19 protein-coding genes, 1 tRNA gene and 1 pseudogene are annotated in these 19,415 nt (G+C 39.3%); 9 read left to right on the top strand and 12 right to left on the bottom strand.

The genetic code is table 11. The features are described 5' to 3' along the window. The 7 genes and pseudogenes from ABMQ40_RS12460 to ABMQ40_RS12430 form a co-directional block, all read left to right on the top strand. Positions 1-538 (top strand): hypothetical protein (locus ABMQ40_RS12460; RefSeq protein ID WP_370900065.1); only part of this gene is annotated, 538 nt, incomplete at its 5' end. Between the two features lie 27 nt (positions 539-565). Beyond that, complete coding sequence (locus ABMQ40_RS12455) at positions 566-745, top strand: hypothetical protein (protein WP_370900063.1); 180 nt, start codon at positions 566-568, stop codon at positions 743-745. Positions 746-766: 21 nt separating this feature from the next. Continuing rightward, a complete protein-coding gene (locus ABMQ40_RS12450) occupies positions 767-1,294 on the top strand; it encodes an STM3941 family protein (protein ID WP_370900061.1) in 528 nt (175 codons plus the stop codon). A 213-nt stretch (positions 1,295-1,507) separates the two neighbouring features. Continuing rightward, positions 1,508-1,844 (top strand): annotated as a pseudogene (locus ABMQ40_RS12445) (RHS repeat-associated core domain-containing protein); the annotation flags it as partial. 129 nt (positions 1,845-1,973) lie between these two features. Next, positions 1,974-2,609 (top strand): NucA/NucB deoxyribonuclease domain-containing protein, encoded by a 636-nt coding sequence (locus ABMQ40_RS12440; protein WP_370900069.1) that lies wholly within the window; start codon positions 1,974-1,976, stop codon positions 2,607-2,609. 8 nt (positions 2,610-2,617) lie between these two features. After that, the gene (locus tag ABMQ40_RS12435; RefSeq protein WP_370900059.1) at positions 2,618-3,178 is read left to right on the top strand and encodes a hypothetical protein; all 561 of its coding nucleotides are present in this window, start codon (positions 2,618-2,620) and stop codon (positions 3,176-3,178) included. 80 nt (positions 3,179-3,258) lie between these two features. Further along, positions 3,259-3,693, top strand: coding sequence for a hypothetical protein (locus ABMQ40_RS12430; protein WP_370900057.1), 435 nt, complete (start codon positions 3,259-3,261; stop codon positions 3,691-3,693). A 989-nt stretch (positions 3,694-4,682) separates the two neighbouring features. Here the strand turns inward: ABMQ40_RS12430 and ABMQ40_RS12425 are convergent. The 7 genes from ABMQ40_RS12425 to ABMQ40_RS12395 form a co-directional block, all read right to left on the bottom strand. Then, positions 4,683-4,753, bottom strand: a tRNA-Cys gene (locus ABMQ40_RS12425). 50 nt (positions 4,754-4,803) lie between these two features. Further along, on the bottom strand, positions 4,804-5,316 hold the full coding sequence (locus tag ABMQ40_RS12420) for an RDD family protein (protein ID WP_370900055.1): 513 nt from the start codon (positions 5,314-5,316) through the stop codon (positions 4,804-4,806). A gap of 15 nt (positions 5,317-5,331) precedes the next feature. Further along, on the bottom strand, positions 5,332-6,699 hold the full coding sequence (locus ABMQ40_RS12415; RefSeq protein ID WP_370900053.1) for a DUF4403 family protein: 1,368 nt from the start codon (positions 6,697-6,699) through the stop codon (positions 5,332-5,334). A gap of 30 nt (positions 6,700-6,729) precedes the next feature. Continuing rightward, a complete protein-coding gene (gene folB / locus ABMQ40_RS12410) occupies positions 6,730-7,098 on the bottom strand; it encodes a dihydroneopterin aldolase (RefSeq protein WP_370900051.1) in 369 nt (122 codons plus the stop codon). A 200-nt stretch (positions 7,099-7,298) separates the two neighbouring features. Further along, a complete protein-coding gene (gene nadA / locus ABMQ40_RS12405; protein WP_370900049.1) occupies positions 7,299-8,318 on the bottom strand; it encodes a quinolinate synthase NadA in 1,020 nt (339 codons plus the stop codon). Between the two features lie 85 nt (positions 8,319-8,403). Continuing rightward, a complete protein-coding gene (gmk, locus tag ABMQ40_RS12400) occupies positions 8,404-8,970 on the bottom strand; it encodes a guanylate kinase (RefSeq protein ID WP_370900047.1) in 567 nt (188 codons plus the stop codon). 78 nt (positions 8,971-9,048) lie between these two features. After that, entirely contained in the window at positions 9,049-9,906 is an 858-nt protein-coding gene (locus ABMQ40_RS12395; protein WP_370900045.1) for a YicC/YloC family endoribonuclease, read from the bottom strand. Between the two features lie 43 nt (positions 9,907-9,949). On the opposite strand from ABMQ40_RS12395, the gene miaA reads away from it, so the two are divergent. Further along, the gene (miaA, locus tag ABMQ40_RS12390) at positions 9,950-10,861 is read left to right on the top strand and encodes a tRNA (adenosine(37)-N6)-dimethylallyltransferase MiaA (RefSeq protein ID WP_370900043.1); all 912 of its coding nucleotides are present in this window, start codon (positions 9,950-9,952) and stop codon (positions 10,859-10,861) included. 65 nt (positions 10,862-10,926) lie between these two features. Here the strand turns inward: miaA and ABMQ40_RS12385 are convergent, their stop codons facing one another. From ABMQ40_RS12385 to ABMQ40_RS12370, 4 genes are all read right to left on the bottom strand, one after another. Beyond that, positions 10,927-12,339: an efflux transporter outer membrane subunit gene (locus ABMQ40_RS12385; protein ID WP_370900041.1), complete on the bottom strand. Its 1,413-nt coding sequence runs from the start codon at positions 12,337-12,339 to the stop codon at positions 10,927-10,929. Positions 12,340-12,356: 17 nt separating this feature from the next. After that, on the bottom strand, positions 12,357-15,542 hold the full coding sequence (locus ABMQ40_RS12380) for an efflux RND transporter permease subunit (RefSeq protein WP_370900039.1): 3,186 nt from the start codon (positions 15,540-15,542) through the stop codon (positions 12,357-12,359). 41 nt (positions 15,543-15,583) lie between these two features. Further along, entirely contained in the window at positions 15,584-16,744 is a 1,161-nt protein-coding gene (locus tag ABMQ40_RS12375; protein ID WP_370900037.1) for an efflux RND transporter periplasmic adaptor subunit, read from the bottom strand. A gap of 363 nt (positions 16,745-17,107) precedes the next feature. Next, positions 17,108-17,704 (bottom strand): TetR/AcrR family transcriptional regulator, encoded by a 597-nt coding sequence (locus ABMQ40_RS12370; RefSeq protein ID WP_370900035.1) that lies wholly within the window; start codon positions 17,702-17,704, stop codon positions 17,108-17,110. A gap of 153 nt (positions 17,705-17,857) precedes the next feature. Between ABMQ40_RS12370 and ABMQ40_RS12365 the strand changes: the two genes are divergently transcribed. Then, positions 17,858-18,412, top strand: coding sequence for a thioredoxin family protein (locus tag ABMQ40_RS12365; protein ID WP_370900033.1), 555 nt, complete (start codon positions 17,858-17,860; stop codon positions 18,410-18,412). A gap of 97 nt (positions 18,413-18,509) precedes the next feature. Here the strand turns inward: ABMQ40_RS12365 and ABMQ40_RS12360 are convergent, their stop codons facing one another. Beyond that, positions 18,510-19,373: an AraC family transcriptional regulator gene (locus ABMQ40_RS12360; protein WP_370900031.1), complete on the bottom strand. Its 864-nt coding sequence runs from the start codon at positions 19,371-19,373 to the stop codon at positions 18,510-18,512. Positions 19,374-19,415 lie beyond the last annotated feature (42 nt).

The raw sequence follows: 19,415 nt of genomic DNA, 5'->3' as shown, positions 1-19,415 counted from the left end.
AATTATTACTTTTTATCACAAATTTATTTCTTATTCTTATCCCGAACTCGGGTTACTTAGCATTTGGGCAGACACAGGCATATGCGGATTTAATGGAAGCTCTTCAAAATGGTGGATCTTTTTCTTTAAATACACAAATGGATATATGAACTGGTGGACAGATGGAGATATACCAGGTTTCGGCAGAATTGTCAATGGAGAAATGGAAGTCGGAGGACAAGAGCTTATTGGACATAGAATGAAATTAGGTGTATCTGATTATATTGGTACTGCCGGAAATATTAATGATTTTTTTGATAGTACCGGAAAAGGTTTAGAGAATGCTGGTTCAGCAAGACTTGGCACAAACGGAAGATTATATTTGCCAACTGCAAGTGGACGTGTATTTTATGGAAATCAATATGTAAGGACTATAGCTTTAGCAAAGTATGGTGCTAAAATAGGAAAAGTTGCAGGCCCAGTAGGTAATGCTTTAAGTGTAGTAAAGGTTGGTATCGGAGTTTATGAAGATGGTGGGACATATGGGCATCATGCATAGGTTGCAACGGCTGGTGTAGCTGGAGGAATGGCAGGAGCAGCTGCAGGTGCATGGGCATTAGGGAAAACTTTTGGTGTATTAGGAAGTTTAGTGGGGCCAGAAGGAACAGCTGCAGGTCTTATAATTGGTGGTATTGTAGGAGGTGTCGTAGGAGGCTTTTGGGGTGGTGAAATTGCAGAAAATTGGGCAGATGACTTATTAAAATAAAATAATTTATAAATACATAAAATGAATACAATTAAAATACACCGTAGTAAGAAAAAATTAATATTACTGTTGTTAGCATCATTAATGTTTATATTCTTAGGGGGGTGGTTAGCAATTAATCCCGATAAATTTGTTTCTGTAATATTTAGAAATGCTTTCTTTATACAAGTTGCAGGAATTGTAGCAATAATATTTTCAGGCTTTTGTTTAATTATTTTATTAAGAAATATTTTCACAAATAAATTTAATCTAATAATTAATGAAAAAGGAATTATTGATAATTCTAGTTACGTAGGTGTTGGAATGATTTTTTGGGATGATATTACATCAATAAAACGTATTGATGTAATGTCCACAAAGTTCTTAATGATTAATGTAAAAGATCCAGAGAAATATATAAATACTCAAAGTAATATTAAGAAAAAGCTATTACAAAGAAACCTAAAAGCCTATGGCTCACCTATTTCAATATCTTCAAATACTTTAACTTGTAGCTTTGATGAACTTGAAAAGATTATTCTAAAATATTATAATGAGAATAAACATTGATAATGTGAAACGTTTCAAATACGTCGGTTTCCTTCGTTGATGGGAAGTAACAATTAGAAAATTAATAAAAATTAATTAGAAAACGGGTAATCTAAATGGTTACTCGTTTTGTTATCATTGAAAAAGATCAGTATATTTAATTAGAAGATGAGTAATCTAAATTGGTTACTCGTTTTTTACAATTTATTTTTGCCAATAAATAAATTTGAAAATAATAAGTATATATACAGCTATACAGACCACTTAGGAAATGTGCGATTAAGCTACATAAACGAATGGTTTGGAAGCTGTGGTCATTGAAGAAAACAACTATTACCCGTTTGGATTAAAGCATCAGGGATATAATACCTTAGCAGAAAACTCTGCATATCAATATAAATACAATGGCAAGGAATTGCAGGAATCCGGGATGTACGATTATGGCTGGAGGCAGTATATGCCTGAGCTGGGAAGGTGGAATGGGGTGGATCCACTGGCGGAGAATTATTATTCGACTAGCCCTTTCGCTTATGTAGCCAATAATCCTATTCATAGGGTGGATGTAGACGGACGGGCTTTTAATGATGATGGTACAATAAACACTTCGGGATATTCATCTGGTTTTGTACCTAGAAGATCCTTGTGGTCTTTGTCGTACAGCGGAGATGGAGGTGGTGCTGATTCAGGCGGAATATACGCAATGGCTGGAGGTAACGGCGTACAGTTTACCGGCGTATATGCCCAGATGTTGTTTGAAATGTTTTTGGAGAATCTGACTTCTTCGGGAGATTCAAATATAAAAACATTTCATTTTGTGCCGGAAGATGTAACACCAAATATTTATAGGCATACATTGAATGCATTTTTAAATGGAAAACCAAGTATATTACATTATGATGCTGATTTAAAAAGGCGGGCTCAAAGAAGAAAAGAGGCTACGGCTAAATACCCGACGATTAAAGGAATGCAAAGAGATGAATATCCTTATGCATCTACATTTGAAGGGGGAGTACAGCCCGACGGTTCTGTTGCAATGATGGCTTATGTACCAGAGGCAGAGAATAGATCTCAGGGAGGAAGTTTAAGTGTACTGTACCGAGCAGCGGGTTTAAAAACAGGAGATGCATTTATGGTAATTCCAGTACCAAAAGGCAGTTCACCTGAAGAAGTGAAACAAGAGGTGTTTGAAAGATTAAATCCTCATCCTCTACCAGTAGGGCCAAGCCATCCATCGATAGGCAATCCTGTTATACCATATAAACAGTGGCCTCTTATGATGGGTGCAGCAGTGGTTGTTGGTTTAATAATGTATGCTCGTTTCATGCCAGTATATTAATTATATTTATGAAAAATACAATCTTATTATTAGTTTTTAACTTATTTATATTATCATGTACAACAAATAAAGAAAGTACTATGAAGAAAAAACACTTCGAATTTTACACAGAATATCGCCAGTTTTATATTACAGACAAAGGTACCCTAGGCGACACAGGATCTCCAGACTTTTGGACAGAAACCGCATCCAATGAGCGTCTTGCAACGGAGAGTGGAGTCCTGGGAGTTGGGACCGAAAGTTACGGGAATATTAAAGGGGAAATTGAATTATTAGAAAAAGCTAATGAGGATATTGATTTTACAAAATACGATCATATAGTGGAAGGAGGAATAAATGTTCAGTCAGATGAATTACAAATATTAAACTGTCCTGACAATTTAATTGAAGCCACTTTATATGTTACACCTGGTAAGTATAGAGTAAGAATATATTCGTCCAATTTAGCAAGCGTAAAGGAGCCTGATTTAGCAAATGACACAGACGATGACTACTACCGCATCGAAGTATGGCCAAGCAATGATATGGAAAGAAAGGTATTAAAACAGTATAAGCCTATTACTGAATGATTACAAAAGTGGGAGTGTTCCATGTAATACTCTCACTTTGTATTAAAGCATTATGATTCAATAATAGTTTTCGCAATTTGATGAAGACAATAGTGAAAATTCCAAAAAAATTACGAGATATTTTTAGCTTAATCAGAAATGGAGAAATCGAAATAGGAATTGACAAACTAAATGCTTTGGAAGATTTCACAGCACAAAAAGGAGTTGCATTGGCTGAAGTGTATTATTATCAAAGCAATTATAATTTAGCAATGACCTTTGATGAAAATTCCTTGTTATATAACAATGCTTGGTATGCGGGAAATATTCTAGATGAACATTTCTTTGCTTATACATATGCAGCTATACAAAGTAATCAGATAGAGCGAGCGATAAAATTCTATAATTTCTTTTTTGAGGTAAAGGAACAATTGAACTTGCCTGAGTACTTGATAAATGAGTATCGATACAAGGTAGAACAACATATTTTGAAATTAAAAGGATTTAACGAGCTTAAAATATTTAAGGATGGTTGAAAAAGAATATGATAAAAAATATTTCGAAGAACTGCTAAACTAAAGAAGTATCGACCCAAACTGGATTTTGAAAGTTTGAAAGGTGCTGAATATCTTTTACATTTCATGACAACTGAATACAATACCTACCAAACGTTTGAATACTATGAAAGATATGCAGACAAAATTAGAATTGAATATATCCACTTGGATATTGTGAGGCTGTATGTTGTAGCAATGAATTGGAACTGGCACAAAGGACATTATTTAGATATGCCGAAAAGTCCTGGTGGCCTGTTGAGCATCTTCAAGTCGTACCTATGAAGGTCTTTATGTATGAGGAACTATTGCCTGTTTTGACATATGAAGTAAAACAAAAAATTTTAAGTATCCCCAAAGCTAAACAGACTTAAATTGAAAACAGCACAGATTATAAAATAAAAATTGCAAAATAGGAGTATCCCAAATATTTGCCCTATTTTATTTTGCTGAATTGATACAAACTATTTATAGAACAACCTTCACTGCAAAAAATTATTAATTGGTACAGTTGTATTGCGTTAAATTACTTGATATGGTTGTACTTTAAACTCGGGATACATAGAGACGACCGAGAAATACAAAAAGCAGGATTAATGTATTACAACATCAATCAACCAGTTCCCTCTCTGATTAAATATTAAAAAGCTTCAAAATCGTTGCGTTTATATATTTTTTTTAAAACATAGAGTATAAAAGAAACGATACTCAAAATAGATCCAAGATTATCAATATAGTCTAAAAAGTTCATAAATCAAATATACAAAGTCCACCGCTTACATTTTTGAGTCCCCTTCCAGCAAAAAAAACATTTTTCTTCCCAATTCCCATTTTTTTTCCTCCAGCTTTAAGGTTACAGTAAATACTACGTTAAAAAATGCATTTTTGCTGTTGGTTAGAATTTAGTTAGAATAATCAATAATAAAAAACCTCTAAGAATCTGATAATGAGACAATTAGAGGTTTATAATGAGGTACCTAGCGGATTCGAACCGCTGTAGATGGTGTTGCAGACCACTGCCTAGCCACTCGGCCAAAGTACCATTTTTGAGGTGTGCAAATATAATAAAATTTCTTATTCAACAAAAACTTTTTAGACTAATTCTTTTGTGCCAATGCTGTTTATATCGTCTTTTGCCTGTTTTTCAGCCTCATAATTTTTGATATTGATGACCCGGGTATCACTCCAGCTGTCATGCCATCCGTTTCCACCTCCCAGAAAGGAGAAGGCATCAAAAGGAACAAGCCTCGAAATGTTCCGGATCAAATATTCTTCAAAGGTAGGGTTCTGCCCGTCTGTGCCGATCACTCTGGTACCTGTAATGTATTTGCCAATAGTTCTTCCCTTGGTAAAATATTCCATCAGGAAAGTATATAGAAAATAGATCGAAGAGGTTATCAGTATATCCATGAGCTTATCCATTTGCGAAAGCTTAGACACTGTGCTGTAAAAAAAATCTATTCCCAGTATATTGTCAATGAATACTCCCAAAAACCCGAATAAAAAGAAAAATATACTGACGACTGTCCGGTCTATGATCAGGTTTAAAAATCTCATTCCTGCTGAAGCTTTATTAAACTCAACAATTTTTAAAAGTTTTTTCATGGTTTTGTTTGAATGCTAGATTCCGTTAATTATTAGTTTTAAAGTTGCATTGGTATCGATAATGGCTGTAATGCCTGAATCATTGAGGAGAATATCGGTAGGTTTCAGGCTGAATACTTTCCCATACATTTTTAATCCTTTGTAATATTCCTTATTAAAGGCTTCTTCAATACTTTTTTTAGAAATATTTTCCAGTTCCTGGGTTGGGATCCCGTATTCGGATTCGATAGTTTTTACAATTTTTCCTTTAAACAGAAGGGTAGCGGTTTTTTGAAGGATATTGGCCGTTCTCAGCTTAAATTTGGTGTCGGACAGAACAATCTTTTTTCTTGTTTCATCATACACAGGTATCCCTGAAATGAATGCGGTGCCATTGATATAGCCTTCTGTTTCCGCTTCAATCGTTATTCTGTTTCCCACTCCGTAAACCCGGATATCCTTTATTTTTACTTTAGAACCTCTTACTTCATATTCCTTATTTAAAAACATATTTCTGGCAATATTGGATGCCTCGGTAAAAGGAATGTTGGCTGTCGTCTGAAGGTGAAATTTATCAGGGAGTACCGGTATGAAGCTAAAATCAGAGGCTGTTTTTATGGGCTGTGAAGATTCAGGTTTGTTTCCCGTAAAGGTTTCAGAATAGATATCTATTCCGATATTGGTGTCAATCTGGTTCCCGTAGAATTTCAAAGGTGTGATGTTTACATTCACCGGGCTTATCTTTAGCCAGGTATTATATTCCTCAGAAATAGGGAAAGGCTGTGAAAAAACATTCCAGGCCATGATGATATATTGCTGAAAATTCAGCTGGGTGCCCATTTGCTGGTCTATGGTTTTACAAAATTTTTCCTGCTGCTCTTTCAGGCTTTTCTCCACCAGGGATGTGATCGGGATCTGTATCTTCCCGTAATCCAGTACCGGTTTTGTGACCCATTTAAAGCCCATGGGTTGAGTATTGGTGGTGATGGTCCAGTTATTTTTTAAGCTTAAAGCCGTGTTGAAATACATTACTGTTTCAAAAGTGGTGTTCTGGTAGGTGTAAACCCCCAGAGTTCCGATACCTTTTTCTGCCCAGATCTTTAGAGGGACCTCAATGAGCAGGTTCTGGCTGGTTCCACCCACCAACCGGATGGGCCGGGTTTTCCATACTTTTACCTTAAACTGGTCATTGTTGTTATCCGTATAAGAGTTGTCCTGATAAATCAGGTCTTTTACGGAGGCATTGATCATGTTGCTGACCTCTGAAAGAGGAATGGTCACAGGCATTGTGATGCTGGATTTTATTTTCGGAAAATTGTATGCGGCCAGCTGGTTTTCTACGGCAGATTGTCCGAAAATACTGATAAAACTTAATAGAAATAATATTTTTATAATGGATTTCAATTCGTATGTTTTTTTTACGAAAATATAAATTTAATTTTCAGGTTTAAAACTTTTTTCCAGTTCAATACTCGCTCCTTTCATTTCTCCCTGCATCGGAGGAGATGTTTTGGTAATTCTCAGTTTTATATAATCTATCTGCGGAAATTGGTCATGGATACGGGCAATGATCCTGCCCGCAACATGTTCCAGCAGTTTAGACCTGATCTTCATCTCTTTATGGATAATTTCATTGATGTCGGCATAGCTTATCGTATCATTCAAATCGTCAGATTCTGCAGCTTTCCAGAGATCGGTATGCAGTTCGAGATTGAGTATATAATAGGTCCCGATGATATTTTCTTCGGGAAGCACGCCGTGGCAGGCATAAACTTTTACATCTTCAAGAAATATTTTACTCATTGCTTACTTATTTATTAAGCAAAAATCGTTTTAATTCTTCAAATTCCGATTAATTTCCATACTTTTTCTTCCCGTTCATTAAATTTTTTAATGATGCCGGAATATGAATTTCAATCAGTTTACTTCGTTATAGGGTAGCCGTTGCGCTTAAGTATATAATTGCCAAAAAAACGGACCGCTTGATCCGTTTCCATATTGATTTATTTTATGCTTTTTGAAAGCTCGAGCATTGCTTCAATAGGCTTTAATGCCTTCAAACGGAGCTCCTCGTCAATAAGGATTTCGGGAAGCTCGTATTTCATACATAAATACACTTTCTTCAGAGTATTCCGTTTCATATAGAAACATTCCGAGCAGTTGCAGCTTTCATCAAAAACCAAAGCAGGGATCAGCTCCTTATGCGGTGCCCGTTTTTTCATTTCATGCAGGATGCCTTCTTCCGTAGCAATGATGAATTTCTGGCAGTCATCCTTTTCCACATAATTTAAAAGCGCAGAAGTGGAGCCGATGAAATGGGCCAGCTGTAAAACCGCCTCTTCGCTTTCGGGGTGGGCGATCAGTTTGGCATCCGGATTTTCTGCCAGCTGCCTGGCGATTCTTTCCATTGAAAATGCTTCATGTACCACGCAGCTTCCGTCCCAGAGGATCATATCACGTCCGGTTTTCTTAGACAGATACCTTCCCAGGTTTTTATCCGGTGCAAAAATGATAGGCCTGTCTTTAGGAAGAGCTTCAATTATCGTTTCGGCATTTGAGCTGGTAACGATGATGTCACTTTCCGCCTTGGTTTCCGCATTGCAATTGATGTAGGTGGCCACAAGAGCGTTGGGGTGTTGTTCACGCATCTTTCTCAACCCTTCCCCGGAACATCCGTCTGCCAAGGAACATCCCGCCATGGTATCCGGCAGAACGACTTTTTTGGCAGGGTTCAGGATCTTCGCAGCTTCGGCCATGAAATGTACTCCACAGAATACGATCATATCCGCATTGGTTTCCTTAGCCTGTCTTGCCAGCTGAAGAGAATCCCCCAAAAAATCGGCAATGTCCTGGATTTCTCCCGGCTGATAGTAATGTGCAAGAATTACGGCGTTTTTTTCCTTCTTAAGCTGAAGGATGGCTTTTACCAGCTCTTCGCCTTCAGGAATGATAAAATCTTTTATATCTAAAAATCCTTTTACAGGGATAGCAGATTTGGCTTTTTCTAATGTTTCAGTACTCATATCCATCTTAATGTTTTTGATGTAAGGTCAGAAGCTAAAACCGGAGCTAATTTTTTGTGAGCGAAATTTACCCGTTTTATAATTTCTAATCTCTTTCTATAAAATTGTGTATTAAACTTTCTATTTCTTTTTTTGCTTCATCAAGATCGGCGTTAATGACGATCCTGTCAAATTCTTTCGCGTAGGACATTTCTTCTTCCGCTTTAGCTACCCGTATCCTGATGGTTTCCTCATCATCAGTATTTCTTGATATCAATCTGCGTTCCAATTCTTCAATGGATGGTGGCTCAATGAAAATGGAGAGGGCTTTTTCCCCGAAATATTTTTTTAAGGATATCCCACCTTTTACATCTACATCAAAAATAACCACTTTCCCCTTATTCCATATCTTTTCCACTTCAGATTTTAATGTACCGTAATACTTGTCGGTATAGACTTCTTCGTATTCCACAAAAGCGTCTTCAGCGATTTTTTGCCTGAATTCATCCGGTGTCAGAAAATGATAATCCACGGCATGCACTTCATTCCCTCTCGGAGGTCTTGTGGTGCATGAAATTGAGAACTCAAGTTCCGGGAATGTTTCCAGGGAATGCTTTACCAATGTGGTTTTTCCGCTTCCTGACGGCGCTGAAAATATGATAACTTTATTCATGTTTTTCATTATGGCTTATAAGTAAATGACGGGTAAAAACCCGTAAAAGCTTATAGCTCATCATTCATACTTATAACTTTACAAAACGTTTAACGTCTGTTCTTTAATTTTCTCCAGATCATCCTTCATCATTACTACCAGCTTCTGAATCTCGGCATGATTGGCTTTTGATCCTAAAGTATTGATTTCTCTCCCGATTTCCTGAGAGATGAAGCCCAGCTTTTTCCCGTTGAAATCTTCGTTATCCATTACTTCTTTATAATATTTCAGGTGTTGGGCCAGTCTTACCTTTTCCTCAGAGATATCCAGCTTTTCAGTAAAATAGGCCATCTCCTGATAGAATCGCGTTTCATCTACATTCTCAAACTCTTTCAGGGCTTTCTGATACCGCTCTCTTACGCTGATGATCCTTTCTTCTTCATAAGGAAGCACCTCTGCCAGGGATCTGTCAATATTCTGAATATTCCTTTCCAGTTCTTCGTGCAGGATTTTCCCTTCCGTTCTTCTGAATTCCTCGAATCTGTCAAGAGCAAGGCTGATAATGGCTGCCAGATTTTCCCATTCACCTTCCGTAAGCTCATCAGGCCTTGTGGTAACGGCTTCAGGGAGTCTTACCGCCATTTTAAGATATTCAAAATCCGGCCCGTCTGATGCAATGCCTCTCAGTTCGCTGATGTAGGAGTCAATAAGCGGCTTATTGATCTTCACATCATTACTTTCTTCAAGATTCTCCAAAGTGATGTAGCAGTCTACTTTTCCACGGATAATTCTATCATTAAGAATTTTTCTGATCTCAAATTCTTTTTCCTTATAGCGTAAAGGTATCTTGATATTCAAATCAAAACTCTTGCTGTTCAGTGATTTAATATCTATAGAGATTTTTTTACCTTCAAAAACATCTTCGGCCCTGCCAAAGCCGGTCATTGATAAAATCATAGTTTTTTATTGTTGTACAAAGATAAACATTTAAATTAGCACTGTGAAAAATTTGATTTCTGTAGTAGGTCCCACCGGAATCGGAAAAACAAGGCTGGCAATTGATTTGGCTATCCATTTCAATACGGAAATTATTTCCTGTGATTCCAGGCAATTTTTCAGGGAAATGAAAATAGGTACTGCTGCGCCTTCCCAGGAAGAACTGGCAGAAGCTCCACATCATTTCGTCGGAAACCTTTCAGTACAGGAATATTACTCCATCGGACAGTATGAGCAGGACGCCTTACAAAAACTCGATCAGCTTTTCCGGAAATATGACACCGTGATCCTCGTAGGGGGGAGTATGATGTATGAAAAAGCCCTTATTGAAGGCTTGAATGACCTGCCCGAAGCAGATGCGGAAAATCAGAGGAAGCTTCAGGAGATCCTGGATGACGAAGGAATTGAAAAGCTTCAACTAATGCTGAAGGCACTCGATCCGGAATATTTTGAAGCCGTAGATATTCATAATCACAGAAGGCTTTTGCGGGCGATTGACATCATCTGGCAAACCGGCAAAAAATATTCGGATCTGATAGCGGTTTCGCAAAGGGCCAGAGATTTTAGCGTTATCAGGATCGGGATTGAGGCATCAAGGGAGGAATTGTATGACCGGATTAACAGGAGGGTAGATATAATGATGGAAAAAGGTCTGCTTGAGGAGGTGAGAGGCCTGGAAGGGTTTAAAGACTTGACTGCCTTGAAAACCGTAGGCTATACAGAATTATTCAAATACCTCGAAGGGGAATGGAACCTGGATTTCGCCGTTTCCGAAATTAAAAAAAACAGCAGGAGGTATGCGAAACGCCAGCTCACCTGGTACAGGAAAGCAAATGATATTCATTATCTGAAGCTGGGATATTCCCAAAAGGATTTTGAAGATCTGATCCGGTGGGTTGATGAGCAGACCCAATAGTTTATTCTGATACAAAACAAAAATGCGGTCCTGAGAGACCGCATTCAACAATATAATTTTATTTACTACTTCCAACCGCCGCCTAAAGCTCTGTAAAGATCAACAATACTGCTCAATCTTTGTCTTTTCACGGATGCCAGATTCAGTTCGGCCTGAAGGGAATTAGCCTGAGCCGTAATGACTTCCAGATAATTGGCCATACCTCCTTTGTATAGCATCTCGGCACTCTTTATCCCATCTTTCAGGGTAGCAACTTGCTCGGTAGCTTTCTGTTCCTGAACTTTCAGATTTTCGTTAGAAACCAAAGCATCCGAAACCTCACCCATTGCATTAAGAACAGACTGGCGGAATGCCAGAACGTTTTTCTCCCGCTGGATTTTGGCTACTTCAAGGTCGGTTTTCAACTGTCTTTTCTGGAAAATAGGCTGGGTGATTCCTCCTAAGGCAGATCCGAACAATGAAGCCGGGATCTGGAACCAGTTGTCGAACTTGAAAGAGTTGACACCACCATTGGCTGTAATTCTGAGAGAAGGGTACATATTAGCCTGGGCGATACCTACCATTGCATTGGATTCCAGTAAGATGAGTTCCTGCTGCCGTACATCCGGACGACGGCTTACCATTGCTGCCGGAAGGCCTGCAGAGATATCCTGTGGCAAAGAGGTATCAGACATTTCAATAGTCCTGCTGATCTTATTTGGGGTTTCCCCTACGAGAATGCTTAAAGCGTTTTCCTGGATGGCAATATTTTGTTCCAGCTGTGAGATCAGAAGTTCCGTAGACTGTTTCTGGGCCGTTGCCTGCTGTACACCCAAAGCGGTAGTATCTCCGCTTTCCCACATTTTTTGTGTAATGGAAAGCGTATTCTTGCTTAATTCCAGATTAGACTTTGCAATTTCCAACTGCTTATCGAGCATCAGCAAATTATAATACCCCTGGGCAATTGCTGCCACCACCTGAGTCTGAATCGCTTTTGAAGCTTCGTAGGTCTGCAGGTACTGGATCCTTGAAACTTCCTGCTGATTCTTGATTTTTCCCCAGATATCAGCTTCCCATGAAAGGTTGAAGGCTGCATTATAATCCTCCACATGGTTTTGTCCTAAAAAGAGATTAAGACTTTGCCCGTTCATGCTGTTTTTGGAAGGTCTGGAAATTTGTCCTGTCACTCCAAAGCTGGCATCCGGATATTGGAGGTATTTGGCCTGTTTCAGTTTTTCCTGTGAAGCCGCAACCTGTTTTAACGCGATCTGCAGATCATAGTTATGGTTGATTCCTTTCTGGATCAGATCCTGTAAAATGGGATCATTGAAAAATTTCTTCCATTCTAGATTCGCAATGCTCGCCGTGTCTGCGGTGGCCGTATACTGGAATTTTTCAGGGAGCTGGAGATCCGGCTCCGTGTAAGCCAATTTAGACACACACGAAACCGAGGCTACAGCCAATATAAATGTTAGAAAAATATTTTTTACTCTTTTCATTGTTATTCTTTTAAAACTTAATGAGCAGCTGTTAAAGCAACATCATGATTTTGTTTTTTAAGTCTTTTCTTTTTTCTGCTAGGCATTTTTTCATGCAGATACTGGAAGATCACATACATCACCGGAATAATAAAGATCCCGAACACAACGCCTGTAAGCATTCCTCCTACCGTACTGATACCGATGGAATGATTTCCTTTGGCAGAAGCACCCTGGGTCCAGACAAGCGGAAGCATACCGATGATAAAGGCGAAAGACGTCATCAGGATCGGTCTCAAACGTAATCTTGAAGCCTGCAATGCAGATTCTATCAGCGTTTTTCCTGCCCTTCTCCTCTGAACGGCAAACTCTACGATCAGGATGGCATTTTTTGCCAATAGCCCGACCAGCATGATCAATCCTACCTGTACATAAATATTATTATCAATTCCGGCCAATCCTGTGAAGGCAAACACTCCGAATATTCCCGTAGGAACGGTAAGGATAATTGCAAAAGGAAGGATGTAGCTTTCATATTGGGCAGCCAGTAGGAAATACACAAACAAAATACTTAAAAGGAAGATGAATGCCGTCTGACCACTTGCCTTGATCTCTTCACGGGTAATACCTGTCCACTCATATCCGTATCCTCTCGGCAGCGACTGTTTGGCCACCTCTTCAACCGCTTTGATGGCATCCCCGGTACTATAGCCGGGCTTCGGAGTTCCATTGATCGTTACTGCATTGAACAGGTTGTTCCTGGTCACCGTTTCAGGACCGAAACTTCTTTTCAGAGTAACCAGCGTTTTTACCGGAACCATTTCACCTAAATTATTTTTAACGTAGATCCCTTCCAATGAATTTACATCCGTACGGTAAGGAACATCTGCCTGGGCCATTACCCTGTAGTATTTTCCGAATCTGTTGAAATCGGATACGAAGCTACTACCATAATAGATCTGCATGGTCTGCATCAGCTCTGAGATGGAAACTCCCAGCTGATTTGCCTTGTCAGCATCCACTTCAATGGAATACTGGGGATTTCCCGCCGCGAAGGTAGTGAATGCAAAAGCAATTTCTTTACGCTTCATCAGCTCACCGATGAACGCCTGGGTTGTTTGCCCCAGCTGCTCAAAAGAACCGTTGGTTTTATCCTGAAGCATGAACTCAAATCCGGACACGTTACCAAAACCCTGAACCGTTGGGAAGTTGAAAAAGAAAGCATTGGCGTCTTTTACCTGGCTTACCTTTCCCGTCAGAGTAGCTGCGATCTGGTCAGGATCTTTCATTTCACCACGGTCTTTATAATCTTTAAGCTTGATAAAGCCTGCGGAATACGGGGACGCATTGGCATTACTGATGAAGTTCATACCATCCGCAACCCAAAGGTGATTGGTGGCTTTTTCTCCTTTTACGATCTTGTCAATCTGCTCAGTGGCGTTGTGGGTCCTTTCCAGGGAGCTTCCCGGAGGAGTATTTACCGCGTATAAAACAAATCCCTGGTCTTCGGTAGGAATAAATCCGGACGGAGCTTTCTTAATCAGGAAAATGCTTGCTGCCGTGATGACCACCAGACCTCCTACAGCGATCCATTTATTCTTAATTAAGAATTTAAGGCTGTAGATATACTTTTGGGTCATGGAATTGAAGCTTGTATTGAACGCGTTGAAGAACCTTGCTCCAAAGCCTTTTTTCTTACCATGGCTATGCTCCCCGTGTTCTCCCTGAGGGTCATTCAGGAAAATAGCACACAGGGCCGGACTTAAAGTAAGGGCATTGATCGCGGAAATCATGATTGCGATGGCCAATGTAAAGGCAAACTGTCTGTAGAAAACCCCCGCAGGCCCCTGCATGAATCCTACCGGAATAAATACCGCACACATTACCAGAGTAATGGAAATAATCGCTCCGGAAATTTCACTCATCGAATTCATGGTAGCGTGCTCTACAGACATCCCGGTATGCTCCATTTTGGCATGTACAGCTTCCACAACTACAATGGCATCATCCACTACGATACCAATGGCAAGCACCAGCGCAAACAACGTAAGCATATTGATGCTGAAACCAAAAAGCTGGAGGAAGAAGAACGTACCGATGATGGCTACGGGAACTGCAATAGCCGGAATCAACGTAGATCTGAAATCCTGAAGGAAAATAAATACAACGATGAATACCAGGATAAATGCAATCACTAATGTTTCTACTACCTGATGGATAGAAGCATCAAGGAAGTCTTTGGAGTTATACATGATGATCGGGTTCACTCCTTTTGGAAGATCAGCCTTAAAGGTTTCCACCTGTTTTTCAATCTCTGTAAGGATTTCATTGGCATTGGAGTCTGCAGTCTGCAAAATGGCAAAACCTGCTACCGGTTTTCCGTCCACCCTGTTGACAGCGGTATAGGTATAGGAACCAAATTCTACTCTCGCTACGTCTTTTAATCTTAAGAATGAGCCGTCGTTATTGGCTTTGATGGCAATATTCTCATAGTCTTCGTTCTTATTCAGTTTTCCTTTGTATTTAAGGATATATTCATAAGTTTCCTTACTTCCCTGCCCGAGACGTCCGGGAGCAGCCTCAAGGTTATGATCCTTGATCGCATTCATTACCTCCTGAGGAGAAAGATTATTGGCTGCCAGTCTGTCCGGCTTCAGCCATATACGCATGGAGTAGTCTCTGGTCCCGAAAACCTGCGCCTGAGCCACACCCGGGATACGCTGTATCTGCGGGATTATATTGATTTTGAGGTAATTTTGTAAAAACAGCTCGTCATACTGCTTGGGATCGTCACTGGACAGTCCCATGAACATGATCATACTGTTCTGTACCTTCTGGGTTGAGATTCCTGCCTGAACCACTTCCTGAGGAAGCTGGCTCATGGCTTTGGATACTCTGTTTTGTACATTTACCGCAGCATTGTCTGCGTCTGACCCCTGTTTGAAGAAAACGTTCAAAGTCATTGTACCGTCGTTACTTGAATTTGAGGTCATATAGGTCATATTTTCCACCCCGTTCACCGCTTCTTCGATTGGTGTTGCCACAGAACGGGCTACTACTTCCGCATTGGCCCCCGGGTAAAACGCTGTAACCTGAACACTCGGAGGAGCGATATCCGGAAAGAGGGCTATGGGCAAGTTAAAGAGGGATAAGGCCCCCAGTAATAGAAGTATTATGGAGATTACGGTAGAAAGTACCGGTCTTTCTATAAATTGTTTTAGCATAAGAAGTTTATTTTTTTAAGTCTTCTGTATTGGAAGGATCCTTATAGAGGTCTGGCTTTTAGTAAACTGTCGGAAGAAATGGCCTTCGGTTTGATGGCGGCACCGTCCTTCAGATTTCCAATCCCTGTATACACGATCTTTTCACTAGGTTTTAACCCTTCGGAAATAAAGTAATAATTGTTTGTTTTTCCTGAGATTTTTACAGGTCTGCTGGTTACTTTCTGGTCTTTTCCAAGTACATATACATAAGTTTTATCCTGAATTTCAAAAGTAGATTCCTGTGGAATCACTAAGGCATCCGAGAACAGCTGCGGCATGCGGATTCTGCCCGTATTTCCGGTTCTCAGCATACCGCTGGCATTCGGGAATACTGCACGTACGCTGATGGCTCCGGTAGTTTTATCGAATTGCCCGTCAACAATGCTCATCTTACCTTTCTGGGGATAAATGGTATTGTCTGCTATCACCAGCTCTACCATCGGCATATTCTTAAGCTTTTCTTCTAAAGTGGCACCGGGATATTTATTCTGAAAAGCAATAAAATCCAGCTCGCTTAAAGAAAAATATGCATATATCTCGCTGATGTCAGACAGCAATGTAAGGGGATTAGGATCTGTTCTGGAGATCAGGCTCCCTTTTTTGTAGGGAATCCTTCCGATATATCCGCTTACCGGGGCTGTAATGGTTGTAAATCCTACATTGATTCTGGCGTTTCCTACTGTGGCTTTAGCCTGTGCCGCTGCTGCTATTGCCGCCGCGTAATTGGCTTTAGCTGTTTTTAGCTGTACGTCTGAAACCACTTTGGCTGCTACCAGTGGCTGTAGACGGTCTACTTCTACCTTGGCCTTCTGGATATTGGCATTCGCGGCCTGCAGATTGGCCTGGGCCATGTTCATCTGCTCACCGTAAGCTCTGGAATCTATTTTAAATAAAGGCTGTCCGGCTCTTACAAAAGATCCTTCTTCTACGTATATCTTGTCCAGATAACCGTCCACCTGAGATCTGATCTCTACATTGTTTTTTCCCTCCAGCGCGGTAGGGTATTCCTGATATGTCGTAGCTGGAGAAGTAATTACGGTATATACAGGTAATTCCGGAGCGGGAAGGGTCGGGTTGGAGCCCTCTGCTGCTTTACTGCAATTCTGTAAAAGGATGATACTCGATATCAGTACGATAATCCTTGTTTTTCCAGGTATTTTCATTTTAAGTTTAAATTTTTTAATGAAGGTTTTAATTTTAATAATGTTGTTTTTGTTTTGATCCTGTTAATTTTTCTAACAGTGTTAACAGTTGATTCAGAATGATTTACAGAATCTTTCATAATAGTTACATTGCCATTTCCATAATTCTAATAGTTATTAAGTTTTGATTACTATATGAGGTGAGGTGTATTAATTATATGTTAATTTTTCTAACGGTGTTAATTATCAAGTTAAAAAAAATACTATGAAGTATTATCAATGATAAGGTTCCATTATCAGCATTTTTAATGAGTTTTGATTAATAATTTCAACTTATCTGATGTTATTTTTCCTAACAGTGTTAATTTGTTGTTCAAAAAAAATTTATAAAGATTTAATAAAAGCCGAAACCGTTTCGTCTAAAGTTGTTTTGTTCATTGTAGACGGAATATCCGTGTTACGCATCATCATAATGGAGATCAATCCGTGTACTGCTGAAAATAAGGCATGAGACATGTGGCAGGCATTGTCCGGGTTAGATCCGTTTTTCTTAATGATGCTGTAGGTACATTCATAGATCATATCCTGGAACGAAGAGAATTCCTCTTTCATCTGGCCTTTCCCGCTGCATTGCATTCCTAAGCCAAACATCAGCTGATAATACTCCTTGTTCTTGAAAGCAAAATTCCAGTATGCATCTACAATAGCCGTAAGCTGCTCTTCCGGAGTTTCATACTTTCTCTGGGCCTTTTCCAGCTCATTGTTCAAAAGATTGAACCCTTTCAGGGAAATCTCAAATAAAATAGCTTCCTTATTTTCAAAATAATCATACACAACAGGAGCGCTGTATTCAATGGCATCCGCTATCTTACGCATGGAAAGTGAACCCCAGCCTTCGGTTCTGGCCAAATTAAATGCCGCCTGCAAAATATTTGCACGGATAGATTCTTTCTCTCTTTGACGACGTTCATGTAGGCCCATGATATTTTTTACTAACAGTGTTAGCAAAACTACAAACTTTTAGCAATATCTTCCAAATAATATTTGAATTTTAACAATTGCTGTAAGTTTATAAACTCCCGAATTGGCTGTTAATAAAAGAAATTTTATCTTTGCTGGCAAAGAAATAAGGATATGAATACTCCGTCAAATATGCTGGCTTTAGGAACAAAAGCTCCTTTTTTTGAGCTTCCGAACCCATCCAAAAGTAACGAAATTCAGTCTCTGGACGAGCTGAAAGGAGAAAAAGGTACATTAATCATCTTTATGTGCAATCATTGCCCCTTTGTATTGCACGTTATTGATAAGATTAATGAGCTGTATGAGGACTATCACGAGAAAGGGATAGAATTTATTGCGATCAACTCGAACGATGTAGAAAAATATCCGGCAGATTCTCCGGAAAAAATGATCGAGTTCCAGATCGAAAAGAGGTTTGATTTTCCCTACCTGTATGATGAAAGCCAGGCCGTGGCGAAAGCTTATGATGCAGCCTGTACCCCGGATTTTTATTTCTTTGATGAAAAGCTGGATCTTATCTACAGAGGTCAGATGGATGATTCAAGACCGGGTAATCATAAGGATGTAACCGGGGAAGATCTGATCATTGCTTTTGAAAACCTTCTGGCAGGAGAGCCTCAGGAAGAAATTCAAAGGCCGAGTATGGGATGCAATATTAAATGGAAATAATGCCTAAAAGCTGTTCAACATGAACAGCTTTTTTTAGGTATATCATACCGGAAATAAGAAATAATGCTGTCAGATCAGTAATTACACCATAACCAGGTCATACACTTACCTTATTGTGGGAAAAGCTTTTAATAAATTCTGAAGGAGTCTTTTCGGTATACTTTTTAAACATCCGGTTAAAATAGGTAACATTATTAAAACCACAGCTATAGCTGCATTCCGAAATGGTCTTGTCCTGGGCCATCAGCAGGCACGCTTTATTAATGCGGAAACGGTTTACAAATTCGGTGAAAGTGATCTGCGTGGCCTTTTTGAAAAAATTACAGAAGGCAGGTAATGTAAGATTGGCCAGCCTGGCCACCTCCTCAATATCAATATCTTTGTCATAATGGTTTTCTACGTACGTGAAAATATTCTCAAGACGGGTTTTGTTTTTGGAAATGATGGTATAAGGCATTATCTCGTTATTCAATAAGATATAGTCTTTGCAATTTGAAAGCTCGAACAGAATTTCCAGTAACAGCAAATATCTTTTATATCCTTCTGATTCCAGCATCATCCTCAGTTTCGGAAGCATGGCCTTTTTAATCTTATGATGAAAATGAATGCCGTATTTTGAGAGCTCCAGAAGATTCTTAATGGATATCGCATCCACTTCCTGCTGCGGAAACTGCAGAATTTCTTCCCTGAACTGAAGTACGATTTCCTCGTGCGGATCCGTGGAATTCAGTCCGAATCCGGAATGGGGAATATTGGAACCGATCAGCACCAGGTCACCGTTGGAATAATTGCTTTTATGATAACCCACATGCCGGGTTCCACTCCCCGAAACTACGCAGACAAGCTCGATTTCCGGATGATAATGGTATTCCCATTTGAATTCCGAAATGGGAGAATTATTGTGGATAATATGAAAAGAGCTTTTTTCATCAGGGATTACCCTTTCAAATGTGACTTTCATTAAATTAATACATTTTAATCATTAAAAATAATAAATATATTA

This window comes from Chryseobacterium gossypii (assembly GCF_041361455.1).
Lineage (GTDB): Bacteria > Bacteroidota > Bacteroidia > Flavobacteriales > Weeksellaceae > Chryseobacterium > Chryseobacterium gossypii.
This window is presented reverse-complemented; position numbering and strand designations above follow the sequence as displayed.

Coding starts and splice junctions, on each gene's coding strand:
- ABMQ40_RS12455 (WP_370900063.1), top strand. CDS start 566: ATGGCAGGAGCAGCTGCAGGTGCATGGGCATTAGGGAAAACTTTTGGT.
- ABMQ40_RS12450 (WP_370900061.1), top strand. CDS start 767: ATGAATACAATTAAAATACACCGTAGTAAGAAAAAATTAATATTACTG.
- ABMQ40_RS12440 (WP_370900069.1), top strand. CDS start 1,974: ATGGCTGGAGGTAACGGCGTACAGTTTACCGGCGTATATGCCCAGATG.
- ABMQ40_RS12435 (WP_370900059.1), top strand. CDS start 2,618: ATGAAAAATACAATCTTATTATTAGTTTTTAACTTATTTATATTATCA.
- ABMQ40_RS12430 (WP_370900057.1), top strand. CDS start 3,259: ATGAAGACAATAGTGAAAATTCCAAAAAAATTACGAGATATTTTTAGC.
- ABMQ40_RS12420 (WP_370900055.1), bottom strand. CDS start 5,316: ATGAAAAAACTTTTAAAAATTGTTGAGTTTAATAAAGCTTCAGCAGGA.
- folB (WP_370900051.1), bottom strand. CDS start 7,098: ATGAGTAAAATATTTCTTGAAGATGTAAAAGTTTATGCCTGCCACGGC.
- nadA (WP_370900049.1), bottom strand. CDS start 8,318: ATGAGTACTGAAACATTAGAAAAAGCCAAATCTGCTATCCCTGTAAAA.
- gmk (WP_370900047.1), bottom strand. CDS start 8,970: ATGAATAAAGTTATCATATTTTCAGCGCCGTCAGGAAGCGGAAAAACC.
- ABMQ40_RS12395 (WP_370900045.1), bottom strand. CDS start 9,906: ATGATTTTATCAATGACCGGCTTTGGCAGGGCCGAAGATGTTTTTGAA.
- ABMQ40_RS12385 (WP_370900041.1), bottom strand. CDS start 12,339: ATGAAAAGAGTAAAAAATATTTTTCTAACATTTATATTGGCTGTAGCC.
- ABMQ40_RS12380 (WP_370900039.1), bottom strand. CDS start 15,542: ATGCTAAAACAATTTATAGAAAGACCGGTACTTTCTACCGTAATCTCC.
- ABMQ40_RS12375 (WP_370900037.1), bottom strand. CDS start 16,744: ATGAAAATACCTGGAAAAACAAGGATTATCGTACTGATATCGAGTATC.
- ABMQ40_RS12370 (WP_370900035.1), bottom strand. CDS start 17,704: ATGGGCCTACATGAACGTCGTCAAAGAGAGAAAGAATCTATCCGTGCA.
- ABMQ40_RS12365 (WP_370900033.1), top strand. CDS start 17,858: ATGAATACTCCGTCAAATATGCTGGCTTTAGGAACAAAAGCTCCTTTT.
- ABMQ40_RS12360 (WP_370900031.1), bottom strand. CDS start 19,373: ATGAAAGTCACATTTGAAAGGGTAATCCCTGATGAAAAAAGCTCTTTT.